9 protein-coding genes and 2 riboswitches are annotated in these 11,976 nt (G+C 51.7%); of the genes, 2 read left to right on the top strand and 7 right to left on the bottom strand.

The genetic code is table 11. The annotated features are described in order from the left end of the window. Positions 1 to 148 precede the first annotated feature (148 nt). Both KQX66_RS27085 and KQX66_RS27080 read right to left on the bottom strand, forming a co-directional pair. Entirely contained in the window at positions 149 to 601 is a 453-nt protein-coding gene (locus tag KQX66_RS27085; RefSeq protein ID WP_216795991.1) for a hypothetical protein, read from the bottom strand. A gap of 161 nt (positions 602 to 762) precedes the next feature. Further along, positions 763 to 1,695 carry a DMT family transporter gene (locus tag KQX66_RS27080; RefSeq protein WP_216795990.1) on the bottom strand — a complete coding sequence of 311 codons (933 nt, stop codon included), beginning with the start codon at positions 1,693 to 1,695 and terminating at the stop codon, positions 763 to 765. Positions 1,696 to 1,815: 120 nt separating this feature from the next. On the opposite strand from KQX66_RS27080, the gene KQX66_RS27075 reads away from it, so the two are divergent. Then, on the top strand, positions 1,816 to 3,231 hold the full coding sequence (locus KQX66_RS27075) for an aminotransferase-like domain-containing protein (protein ID WP_216795989.1): 1,416 nt from the start codon (positions 1,816 to 1,818) through the stop codon (positions 3,229 to 3,231). Positions 3,232 to 3,343: 112 nt separating this feature from the next. Here KQX66_RS27075 and KQX66_RS27070 read toward each other — a convergent pair whose 3' ends face one another. The 3 genes from KQX66_RS27070 to thiD all read right to left on the bottom strand — a co-directional run bounded on the left by KQX66_RS27070 (position 3,344) and on the right by thiD (position 6,206). Continuing rightward, positions 3,344 to 4,213, bottom strand: coding sequence for a hypothetical protein (locus tag KQX66_RS27070; protein WP_216795988.1), 870 nt, complete (start codon positions 4,211 to 4,213; stop codon positions 3,344 to 3,346). A gap of 348 nt (positions 4,214 to 4,561) precedes the next feature. Beyond that, positions 4,562 to 5,392, bottom strand: a complete 831-nt coding sequence (gene thiM / locus KQX66_RS27065) for a hydroxyethylthiazole kinase (RefSeq protein ID WP_216795987.1) — start codon at positions 5,390 to 5,392, stop codon at positions 4,562 to 4,564. Beyond that, complete coding sequence (gene thiD / locus KQX66_RS27060) at positions 5,382 to 6,206, bottom strand: bifunctional hydroxymethylpyrimidine kinase/phosphomethylpyrimidine kinase (RefSeq protein WP_216795986.1); 825 nt, start codon at positions 6,204 to 6,206, stop codon at positions 5,382 to 5,384. The genes thiM and thiD overlap by 11 nt, the downstream gene beginning before the upstream one ends. A gap of 79 nt (positions 6,207 to 6,285) precedes the next feature. Beyond that, positions 6,286 to 6,384: riboswitch (TPP riboswitch) on the bottom strand. Between the two features lie 74 nt (positions 6,385 to 6,458). Next, positions 6,459 to 6,559: riboswitch (TPP riboswitch) on the bottom strand. A 324-nt stretch (positions 6,560 to 6,883) separates the two neighbouring features. Between thiD and KQX66_RS27055 the strand changes: the two genes are divergently transcribed. Continuing rightward, positions 6,884 to 7,969, top strand: coding sequence for a serine hydrolase domain-containing protein (locus tag KQX66_RS27055; RefSeq protein WP_216796038.1), 1,086 nt, complete (start codon positions 6,884 to 6,886; stop codon positions 7,967 to 7,969). A gap of 165 nt (positions 7,970 to 8,134) precedes the next feature. On the opposite strand, the gene KQX66_RS27050 is transcribed toward KQX66_RS27055, so the two are convergent. Both KQX66_RS27050 and KQX66_RS27045 read right to left on the bottom strand, forming a co-directional pair. Next, on the bottom strand, positions 8,135 to 10,015 hold the full coding sequence (locus KQX66_RS27050) for an ABC transporter ATP-binding protein (protein WP_216795985.1): 1,881 nt from the start codon (positions 10,013 to 10,015) through the stop codon (positions 8,135 to 8,137). Beyond that, the gene (locus KQX66_RS27045; protein ID WP_216795984.1) at positions 10,012 to 11,808 is read right to left on the bottom strand and encodes an ABC transporter ATP-binding protein; all 1,797 of its coding nucleotides are present in this window, start codon (positions 11,806 to 11,808) and stop codon (positions 10,012 to 10,014) included. The genes KQX66_RS27050 and KQX66_RS27045 overlap by 4 nt, the downstream gene beginning before the upstream one ends. Positions 11,809 to 11,976 lie beyond the last annotated feature (168 nt).

Raw genomic sequence — 11,976 nt, 5'->3', positions numbered from 1 at the left:
CTCTGCAGCCTGAATGTCGAAACAACTCATCGATTGTGTCGAAAAGGATGGCCGACGGTCAATAAAAAGCCGGCCGCCTCCAATGGTCAAGGAAACCATGGAAACGGCCGGCGGTGCAGGTCAAGCTGCGTGCCGTAAACGGGTATCGTTACGAAATGGAAAACTTGGCGGAGAAGTTCATTTTTTTCACAAAAGAGCTGTTTGCTCCGGCCTTAAACTGAACATACAGCGGACCGTTCTTTTGCGCTGTAAAAATACGTCCGTAAGGGGTATTCGTATTGTAAGTCCCGAGCGCTTGACCGTCCGCGTCATAGACGGTATAAGTAATGGGGAACCCCGAGTTATAGACGAAAACGGTAAGCTCTTCTCCTTGATTCAGGACAAAAGCTTCTTTTTCGGTTTCCTCATAAGAAGTCAGCGAATAATATTTTACAACCTCTTTTGCTTCCAAATTCGCAGCGCTGCTAGACGCGGTTGTACCGGCAGATTGGCCGGAAGCGCCGACAGTACTGATGTCCGTTGGATTGCTTGCCATAACCGAGGCAGAGACGGACAGCACCAGGGCCATCGATAATGCGGCAGAGACGATAGTCTTTTTCATAATTTCCCTCCAAAGGATTATATTTGTAAACACAATCCTATTCTACCATTGACCATGATATATTTCAATTTTTTGGTAGAAACATAGACCCAAGGAGGTTTTATGCATCACGTCTGTCCGAGACTCCGATCTCCGGTCTTCATGAACTCGTACGCCCCCCGTTACCCCGCCTGCTTCGCTTGAACCGCTCCTCGCGACCTCCTGGCCGACCTTGCCCCGCGGATCGCGTTGAGGTTCACCAGCAGAATGCCGACGATGATCGTGATCCCTCCCGCGACGGCCTCCCAAGTGACCGCTTCTCCGTACAGCAGAGCGCCTAACGCAAAGGCGATTAACGGCGAAATATAGAGCCACGTTGTCGGGAAGAACGGATTCGTCTTCGCCACGAGCCAGTAAAACAAGCTGTGGCCCATCATCGACCCGACCACGGTCAAATACAGCAGCGCTCCGATTCCCTGTCCCGTTGCCAAGGCGTTCAACGGCTCGCGTTCCGTGAACAGGGACAGAACGAGCAGCAGAATTCCCCCGTGCATCATTTGTATGGCGTTCAACGCCAACGGCGACGTCTCCGGGTACCGCACAAGCGCCCGCTTGGCATAAAGCGCGCCCGACGCATAGGACAGCTCCCCGATCAGAATCGCGCCGCAGCCCACCACCCAGAACAGATTCGTCTCTACGGACAGGTTCGGCGCTACCAGCAGCCCCACTCCCGCAAAGCCGAGCACGCACCCGATGACGGAGCTGCGGCTTGCCTTGTTCCGCAGTACGATGCTTTGAATCAGCAATAGGAAAATCGGCCCCGTCGCAGATAAAATCGCCGCCAGTCCGGAGCTTACATACTGCTCGGCCCAATACAGCGTCGCAAACGTGCCGAATGTCAGCCCGATCCCTGTCGGCAGCAGGTCCTTGCGCCACAATAGCGAGAAGCGCACTTTTCCCGTGGCCAACGCCCAGACAAAGATAATCGCGCCCGCCAACAGGAACCGCATGCCGGCCGAGAAGAACGGAGAAAGTCCCGCGTCGATCCCTACCTTAATCATCAAAAACGTCGTGCCGAAAATCAAACACATCACCGTATAGCCTAACCACACCATGTCTCTCTCCTCCTTCTATTTCTCCATCATAGAAGAAGGGGCACAGAACAGATCAATCATCGCAGAACAGATGACGAAAAAAAGTGCTACAATGGAGATCAAGAAAGGAGCGTGCGACGCGTGAACAAAATTTACCCATCCGCCGCCCAGCCTGCCCGGCTGTACGAGAGCGTCTGCGACGACATCCTGAAACGGATCGACCGAGGGGAATGGAACGAGCTCGGCAAGCTTCCTTCGATCCGCGAGCTCGCCCAGGAGCTGGGCGTTCACCGGCTGACCGTGTTCAAAGCCTACCAGCTGCTGAAGCAGAGCGGCAAAGCGTACGTGAAAGACAAATCCGGCTATTATCTCAACACCGGCAGCTTGCCGTCCGACCTGACGGCGATGCCTGCCGTACATTCTCATATTCAGCAAAATCCACTATCGGACATCCAGCGGGTTCCGGTGGTTTATCAGTTCTCCCAGGCGCTGCTCGATCCGAATCTGCTGCCGAATCAGTACCTTTCGGCCTACGTCAAGCAAGCCTTCGATCTGTATCCCAAAGTGCTCGGAACCTACGCGCCTGTCCAAGGTGATCAAGAGCTTCGCGAGGCGATGACCGAGTACTTGGCGGCCGAGCACCGCCTCGCTCTTACGCCCGGTGAGCTGCTGATCACTTCCGGGGCGCAGCAAGCGCTGGACCTGCTGGCCAAGACGCTGCTCAAGCCGCGGGATGTCGTGCTTGTAGAACGTCCGACCTATGGCGCGGCGATGGATATTTTCCGCAGCTACGGCGCGCAGCTTGCCTCTGTGGAGATCCATCCGCACGGCTATGATTTGGAGCAGGTAGCCAAGCTGATGAAGGAGCGCAAGCCCCGCTTCTTTTATCTCAACCCGACATTTCACAACCCGACGGGCTATACCGTGTCCGCAGAGCAGCGGAAGCGCCTGGTCGAGCTGGCGGCAGAGCACCGCTGTCTTCTGGTGGAGGACGATGCGTTTCACGACATTTACTTCAAGCAGCCACCGCCGCCACCGCTGTTCGCCTATGATACGGAGGGCTATGTCGCCTACATTCGCAGCTTCAGCAAGTATATCGCCCCCGGCTTGCGCATCGCCGCCGTGGCAGCCCGACAGCCGGTCATCGGCAATCTGCTGACCGCCAAGTCGCTCGCCGATAACGGCACGCCGCTGTTGAATCAAAAGATTTTTCTGCTCCTCTTCTTCTCCGACCGGATGCAGCGGCACCTGGAGAAGCTCCGCATCGCGCTGCATGTGCGGATGAGCATTATGGAGGAAGCGCTGTCCGGCACCGGCTTGTCGTGGACCAAGCCCGCGGGCGGCTTGAACTTATGGATCAAGCTGCCCGACCGGGTCAAAGCAGGAACGCTCCTGGCGAAGGGTATTGAGCAGTCGCTCACGTTCGTACCCGGCACAATCTGTGATCCGCTCGCGGAATTCGACGACCGGATTCGCTTGAGCTACTCCTACGCCAATGAAAACCAGCTGCGCGAAGGAGTCCGGCTGCTGGCCGGGCTGCTGCGCTCCTTGACCTGATGCGCTGCGTACGGTCAAAAGCCCGCCGCTCCTCTTCGGGAACGGCGGGTGATTTGGCGGCACTGAAAAAAAGATGACTCCTGTATTTAGAAGTCATCTTTAGCCCTATTATTTAATTAGTCCCATCAATTGCGGTGATATTATTTTCAAAATTAACCGGCTGTTTTACGATTTCCCCTACAGCTCCGAGTACTCCGGACGTATTATTTCCCCAACCGTAAACCTTGCCGTCACTTTTCAGGGCGATAACAAAGTTATCTTTCACAACAATATCCGTGACGCCAGTTAAGCCTGGAATTTTGGTTTTCACCGTTCTTTTCGTTGTGTCGCCAAGACCTAGTTGTCCATAATCGTTGCTTCCCCAAGACCATACCTCGCCGTTTGCATCCAAAAGATACATCGAGTTTTCCCCCACAAATAATTTTGTGGAAGTAGGAGTGGGGATAGGAGTAGGAGTGACATCAGGAGCAACGAGATCCCCTGTTTCACTGATATCAATAGCGTCAATGACGAATAGCCCTTCATCATTTGACTGCACTTTGACTTTATGTTTAGCATCGCTTAAACCTGTAACCTCAAAATTTAATACTTGAGCTATAAAACTCGAAGAATACTGCGAAAAACTTCCTTTTAAGGAGCCGTCGATATACACTTCAATATTTGCCGACGCGTTTCTATTATTATAATTAGCGCCGATAAATCTCATTTTCGTTCCAGTAAAATAAAACTCAACCGAATCTTTACCCGAAACTCCGTAACCTGTGTCATTATATAATCCTTGTCCGCTGTTTTGATTCAGTGGGGTTCCATTATACTTAATCAACGGATTATGATCGTCAAACCTCTTCCAGCCTTGTTCGGGTGCTGTTAGCTGCCCTCCTACCGTAGCTGCTTTTGCCGTTTGAGCAAAGCTAGGAAAAACTAAAATGCTCAAAACAATAAAAGATAATGCCATCAATAAAATACTCTTTTTCTTTACCAAGATGTTACACCTCTTTGCTGTTTTTGATCATTATATACCATTTGTCCTATTTATTAAATGAAAAATAGTTCTTTTGTAATACAATTCACATTTTACTATACCTTACTTAATCTAAGATATTCCTCTATATATTCTGCTGAATCTTTCATCATGGACTACTGCTAGGAAAACAGATCCGCGCGATGAGTGCTTTGTAGAAGAACACCGACATTTTTTCGGATCTAACAGCACTACGGGAAACAACAAAAAAAACCGCAAGGCGTGCCTGCGGTTCAGTCTGTTGGAAGCCCTCGACAGGGTTCGAAGCCTTAACTGGAACGTTCGCAACCAACCAGGCTGCAATCCATCTCAGGCTTCATACACCTTAGCCCTCTCGTGCATCGTCTGGGAGTTCATTTTGCTTATTTCATCGATGAGAGCTACACGGTAGCTGCCGTTTCCTTGTTGACCGGCAGTTTCATAAGCAATCTCCCCTGCAATACCCATGCACAAAATACCGGCGACGGCCGCCATGCGGTAATCCGCCGTAACGCCGCAGAACGAGCCGATCAGGGAGGTACTCATGCAGCCTGTACCGGTTATGGAGCCGAGCATGGGATGCCCGTTCTCCATACAAATTACGCTTCGGCCATCGGATACGATATCGGTCGCACCAGTTATCGCCACCGCACAGTTATATTGCTTCGCCAATCCGCTCGCAATATCGATGCCGCTTTGCAGACTGTTTTCCAAATCCGCTTCGGAAGCGTCCACTCCCTTCGTTGTTGCGCCGAGCCCGGCGATATAACGAATTTCAGACATATTGCCGCGGATGACGCTGAATTGTAACTGTTCAAGCAACATCCTGACCGTCTGATTGCGAAGCTTCGACGCGCCTGCGCCCACGGGGTCCAAAACGACGGGGATGCCCATCTCGTTTGCTTTCTTCCCGGCGGCAAGCATAGATTCCACGGTTCGGCTATTCAACGTCCCTATATTCAACACAAGCGCGGAGGATATGGCGGTAATGTCAGCGGCTTCCTCAATATCGTCAGCCATAATGGGCGAAGCGCCGATGGCCAGCGTAACGTTGGCGCAGTCGTTGACGGTCACATAATTGGTAAGATGGTGAACCAAAGGCTTTGCTTGCCGGACGCTGTTCACTAAATTGCCGATACTTGAGGTTAAGTTATTGTCCATTGTTGATATCGGCTCCATTCTTTAATCCGTTTTGGTAAAGCTCATAAAAATGATGTGTCGGGCCGTGGCCCTTTCCGATCGCCAAGGAATGCCGAATGGCCGTTGTGATATATTCCTTTGCCCGATGTACCGCTTCCTGCATGCTGCATCCCAATGCGAGGTTTGATGCAATCGCGGCTGAGTAAGTGCAGCCTGTGCCATGCGTATTTTTGGTATCAATACGCTGTGCGTCGAACGTATAAAACCGCTCCCCGTCAAACAAAATGTCCAGCGCGCTTCCTGCGGCATGACCGCCTTTGACAAGGACGTTTTTGCAACCCATACGGTAAATCGCTTCAGCCGACTTTTTCATATCTTCGACATGATGAATCGGCATACCGGCGATTTTCTCCGCTTCCGGAATATTGGGGGTCAGGACGTCGGCGAACGGAATCACCTTTTCGATCAGTGTGTCTATGGCGTCGGGATTCATAAGCGGACAGCCGTTTTTGGCATACATCACGGGATCGAGAACAATATTGGCGGGAGCGTATTGTTTGAGCTTTCCAGCGACGGCCTCCATGCACTCGGGCTGGGAGAGCATACCGATCTTCACCGCGTCCACATCAATATCCTCAAAAATGGCATCGATTTGTTTTTCGATCATATCCGGCCTGACATCCTGAATGTCAATGACGCGGCTCGTATTTTCGGCGACCACCGAAACAATGACGCTCATGCCAAAAACGCCATGCGCCGAGAACGTTTTTAAGTCGGCTTGAATGCCGGCGCCTCCGCTGCAATCCGAACCGGCAATCGTCAATACTTTTTTCAAGTCTATCCATCCTCTCCGCTCTGTTACATTAACAAAATAAAAAGCCCTTATCCTATTTCTGACAAGGGCAAAATAACACGATCCATTGTTATTTGCTCCCTACGCCAGTATGAACTAACAGGTTCAAAGGGTCAGGTTTTAACCTTCTCAACTGCGAACAGTCCCCCTGCAAACAATAAGCCATATTCAGTTTTAGCACATAAAAATAGAACGCTCTCTCGTTCGTGGAAGCGCCCTAATCATATACATATAGACATGTAATGATTCGCTTCCCTACGCCGGTATTAACCGACAGGTTCAAAGGGTCAGGTTTTAACCTTCTCAACTACCAAGTAGTCCCCCCGCAAATTAGTTTCATTGAAACATACGCTTATCCAAAAGTCAACTGCATCGGACACGTTTGCTGATAACAAATGGGCAGTTCGAGGGCGTAAACGGCTCCGGGGGATTGTCCCATGTGGGGTGTTTCATCAAAACTTGGCGAGTAACAATAGGTAAATACAGCGCTAAAATCGAAATCATGCGGCAGAATTAAAACGATGGAGCCTTTAATAGGAATGCTCGAAAAAACTTCGAAACTTCTTACATAAAATACTCGTACTAATAATTTTCATGTATTCCCAATAAAGGATTTTTTTGCTATGAGCAAGAAAAAAACGCAGGAGGGAAAAAATTCGATGCCGATTGTTCAAAATAATAATCAAAACCAACAGCCAGACCCTACATACAACCAAGCAACAGATGAAGCGATTAAACAATTATTTAACAAGATCTCACCAAATGAACCCGGTTATGCTTATATTGCAAGCTTCGACGATGGCACAACTTATAAAGGAGCAGTTGGTTTAGATTCGATAGAAGAAAAACTGCCGATAACGACAAAAACAATTTTTAATATTGCTTCAGCCTCTAAACAATTCACGGCATTTGCAATTTTACTGCTAGAGCAAGAAGGTAAATTGAATCTGGATGATTCCATTTCAAAGTATGTACCTTCTCTCGGAACATATGCTAAGCCTGTGACACTAAGACATCTAATTCATCACACTGGCGGATTAGTTGATTATATGGAATTGGCTGAAGGTGCGAATATTAAATATACCGATAAATTAACTGTAGAACAATCGCTTGACCACCTTAACAATCATCAAATTGCAGAATTTCCGGTCGGAACAAAATATGATTACAGTAATACCGGATACTTTTTATTATCTTTAGTCGTAGAAAAAGCTAGTGGAAAAAGCCTTCGTGAATTTTCGATGGAGCGTATTTTTAAGCCTTTAAACATGAACGACACCTCAATCGTGGATCGCTATCCTACCAATTTCCCCGTTGCTCGCGGCTACTCGAAGAATATGCTAGGGGCATATGAAATCTTTGAAAGCCCTTGGGAACATACGGGCGATGGAGCCGTTCATACCCATGTTGAGGACTTCGTAAAATGGGGACAAAACTTCACTACAGGTACGGTTGGCGGAAAAGACCTTGTTAAAAGAATGAGCGAAATAGGTCCGAAAACTTCTCCATCCGGAGAGACGATTGTTAACAATAAAGATTATGCTTTTGGCTTGTCTATTGGCAAAGAATTCAATCGTCATTACTTGGAGCATTCGGGAGGCTGGGCGGGTTACGCTTCACACTTTATGCGTTTCCCGGAAGAACGTTTGACTATTGCGGTATTGAGTAATTATGATGAGGCTAAATCTGAGCAATATGCTAAAAAAATAGCGGAAGTTATTTTAGGAAACAGCGCAAAAAAATAAAGACATCTGACCTACCGGTCGTTATTTAGGCAAAGCTAGTAATGAGATAAAGGACTTTGAAGTCTGGATTTCTAGCCTTGTGCCGCGATTTTGATTTCGTGGAACCATGCAAAAAAACAACCGCTGGACGCGCCTGCGGTTGTTCCTTCAGGTAGAGCCTCCGGCTCAACCCGCCTCCTGTTCCCGTCCTCCGCCGGTGAACTGGCTTCGGTACAGCTCGGCGTAAAAGCCCCCTTGTTCAAGAAGCTCCTCGTGGGTACCCTGCTCGATCACGCTGCCTTTGTTCATGACGAGAATCAGGTCGGCCTCGCGTATGGTGGACAAGCGGTGCGCGATGACGAAGCTGGTTCTTCCTTTCATCAGCTCGTTCATCGCCTTCTGAATGTGAACCTCCGTCCGCGTATCGACGCTGCTGGTCGCTTCGTCGAGGATCAGAATCGCCGGGTCGGCGAGGATCGCGCGGGCAATGGTCAGAAGCTGCTTCTGGCCTTGCGAGATGTTCGACGCTTCCTCGTTCAAGACCGTATCGTAGCCGTCCGGCAGCGTCCGGATAAAATGGTCCGCATGCGCGGCCCGCGCGGCCTGCACGATCTCTTCCTCGCTTGCGCCTTCGCGCCCGTACGCGATGTTGTCCCGGATCGTCCCGTTGAACAGCCACGTGTCCTGAAGCACCATGCCGAACAAGCTGCGCAGGTCGCCGCGCTTCATCTCCGTAATATCCGTGCCGTCGATGGTGATCCGGCCGTTGCCAACCTCGTAGAAGCGCATCAGCAGGTTGATCAGTGTCGTTTTGCCTGCGCCGGTCGGGCCAACGATCGCGATGGTCTGTCCCGGTATAACGTCGATGTTCATGTTGTCGATCAGCACGTCATCCGGCTTGTAGCCGAACCGGACGCTTTCGAACCGCACCTGCCCCTTCGCTGCGCCAAGACGTTTCCCCTCGGCATGCTCCGGGTCTTCCTCCGGTTCGTCCAGCAGCTCGAACACGCGTTCCGCCGAAGCGATAGTCGATTGAATGACGTTGGCAATCGTCGCCAGCTGGGTAATCGGCATGAAGAATTGCCTGGAATATTGAATAAACGCCTGAATGTCGCCGATCTCGATCGAGCGCTTCGTCACCAGCAGCCCGCCGACGACGCTAACCAGAACGTAGCCGACATTGCCGATAAAGCTCATCATCGGCATGATGATGCCGGAAATAAACTGCGCTTTCCAGCCGGATTCGTACAGCTTCCCGTTAATGCCGTTGAACGTATCGACCGACTGGCGCTCGCGGCCGAACGCTTTGACGATTTTGTGGCCCGTATACATTTCCTCCACGTGCCCGTTGAGCTCGCCGAGCGCTTTTTGCTGCTCCTTGAAGTAGCCTTGCGAGCGGGAAGCGACCGCTTTGGTCACGATCAGACTGAGCGGCAGCGTCAAGAACACGATCAGCGTCATGATCGGGCTGATCGTCAACATCATTGCGATGACGCCGACCAGGGTGATCAGAGACGTAATCAGCTGGGTCAAGCTTTGCTGCAGCGTGCTGCTGATGTTGTCGACGTCGTTCACGACGCGGCTCAAAATTTCGCCGTTCGTCTTCGAATCGAAGAACTTGAGCGGCAGCCGCGCCAGCTTCTCGTTCACCTCTTTGCGCAGGTCGTACACCGTCTTCTGCGCTACGCCGGCCATCAAATACTGCTGCACGTAGGTAAACGCCGCACTTATGATATATAAAACCGCCAGCATCAGCAGAATATAATGCACATAACCAAAATCGATGTGCGCACCCGGCACACCCTTCATTTTCTGCATCAAGCCCTCAAACAGCTTGGTCGTCGCCTGCCCCATCAGCTTCGGGCTGTAGATACTGAAGATCGTGCTGATAATTGCCGCAACAAAGACGGCCAGCAATTGAAACTTGCGGGGAAGCAAATACCGGATCAATCGCTTCAAGGTGCCTTTGAAATCCTTCGCCTTCTGCACCGGCATGCCCATCCCCGGGCCTCTGCCGAATGGACCGCCAACACCACCGGGTCCCGGGGCTCTTCGTTGATCACTCATCGGGTCTCCTCCTTTCCGCCAAGCAAAGTGACCGCGGCCTCATCCGGTTCCTGGGCCGTGCCGCTTCCGGCAAGCTCGTCTTCGGAGAGCTGCGAGGACACAATTTCGCGGTACACCTTACAGGTGTCCAGCAGCTCCCGGTGCCGGCCGATGCCCGCAATCCGGCCTTCATCCAAGACGATGATCCGATCGGCGTCAATCACCGTGCTGACCCGCTGCGCCACGATAAGTACGGTAGCCTCACCCGTCTCTTCCCGCAGGGCAGCCCGCAGCTTCGCGTCCGTCTTGAAATCGAGCGCCGAGAAGCTGTCGTCGAACACATAAATATCCGGCCGCCGCACCAGCGCGCGGGCAATAGAAAGACGCTGCTTCTGTCCGCCCGATACGTTCGAGCCGCCTTGCGCGATGACGGAATCGAAGCCGTCCTTCATCTCGCTCACGAATTCCGTCGCTTGCGCGATGTCGGCCGCATGACGAATTTCTTCCTCCGTCGCATCCTCTTTGCCGTACCGGATGTTATCCCGGATCGTTCCCGAGAACAGCACGGCTTTTTGCGGAACGAAGCCGATCTTGGCGCGCAGCGCTTCCTGCGTCATCTCCCTGACGTCCGTGCCGTCCACCAGCACGCGCCCGCCGGCTACGTCGTAAAACCGCGGGATAAGGCTGATCAGCGTCGATTTCCCCGCGCCGGTGCCGCCGATGATCGCCGTCACTTCACCAGGTCCCGCTTTGAACGTGATGTCCTCGATCGCCGGTTTTTCCGCGCCCGGGTAGCTGAACGACACCTGCTGAAACTCAACGTGCCCTTTAAGCGCCCCGCCGTTCTTGGCTTGTTCGGGGTCGTTCAGCGTAGGAACCATGTCCAGCACCTCGCGAATACGAGCGGCGGAAACCGACGCGCGCGGAATCATCACGAACATCATGGACACCATCATCAGCGAGAACATGATCTGCATCGCGTACTGGAGAAAAGCCATTAGCGAACCGACCTGCATATCGCCGCTATCGATGCGGAAGCTGCCGAACCAAATAATCGCGATGGTCGCAAAATTCATCGTCAGCATCATGACGGGCATCATGGCTCCCATAATCCGGTTGACCTTCAGCCCCGTCCCCGTCAGGTCAAGGTTGGCGTCGTTAAACCGGCGTTTCTCGTGCCCGGCGCGGTTGAACGCCCGAATGACGCGAATCCCGGTCAGCCCTTCGCGCAGCACCAGATTCAGCTTGTCGAGCTTCTTCTGCATCTCTTTGAACAGCGGAATCCCCCGGCTCGCAATCAAGTAAATAGCTCCGACCAGCACAGGAATGATCACGATGAGGACGAGAGACAGTTTGGCATCCTTCGACACAGCCATGATGATACCTCCGATACACAGCATCGGTGCGCTGACCATCATCCGCAGCATCATCGTAAGCACCTGCTGCACCTGCGTAATGTCGTTGGTCGTTCTCGTAATGAGCGAGGCCGTGCCGATCCGGTCGAACTCCTGCAGCGAGAAATTCTCTACATGCTCGAATACGCTGCCGCGCAGCCGCTGACCGAAGCCTGCGGCCACCTTGGAGGAATAATAGCTCGCCGCGACGGAACAGGCCGTGCCGGCCGCCGCCACCAGCAGCATAAAGCCTCCGATCCGCAATATATAGGGCGTATCTCCCTGCACGACCCCAATATCGACAATATCAGCCATGAGCGTAGGCAGATACAAGTCGGATAAAGACTGCAGGAAGATCAAAGCCAGCACGATAGCGATAGGCACACGATACGGCTTCAAATAAGCAAACAACTTCAACATACTTTATTCTCATCTCCACTCGCTTGGACCCGTCTCGGCACCAGATAGATGCCAGTTAGATAGATCATTGAATATTTTAGACATTATTAATTAAACAATTTAATTTTATGCCTGCTTTTCATCCTTGTCAAATCCAAATTCGACTAAAAAAAAGAATGCCCCCTCGCC

The organism is Paenibacillus oleatilyticus (genome assembly GCF_018998565.1).
In the GTDB taxonomy this organism is placed as follows: Bacteria; Bacillota; Bacilli; order Paenibacillales; family NBRC-103111; genus Paenibacillus_G; species Paenibacillus_G oleatilyticus.
This window is presented reverse-complemented; position numbering and strand designations above follow the sequence as displayed.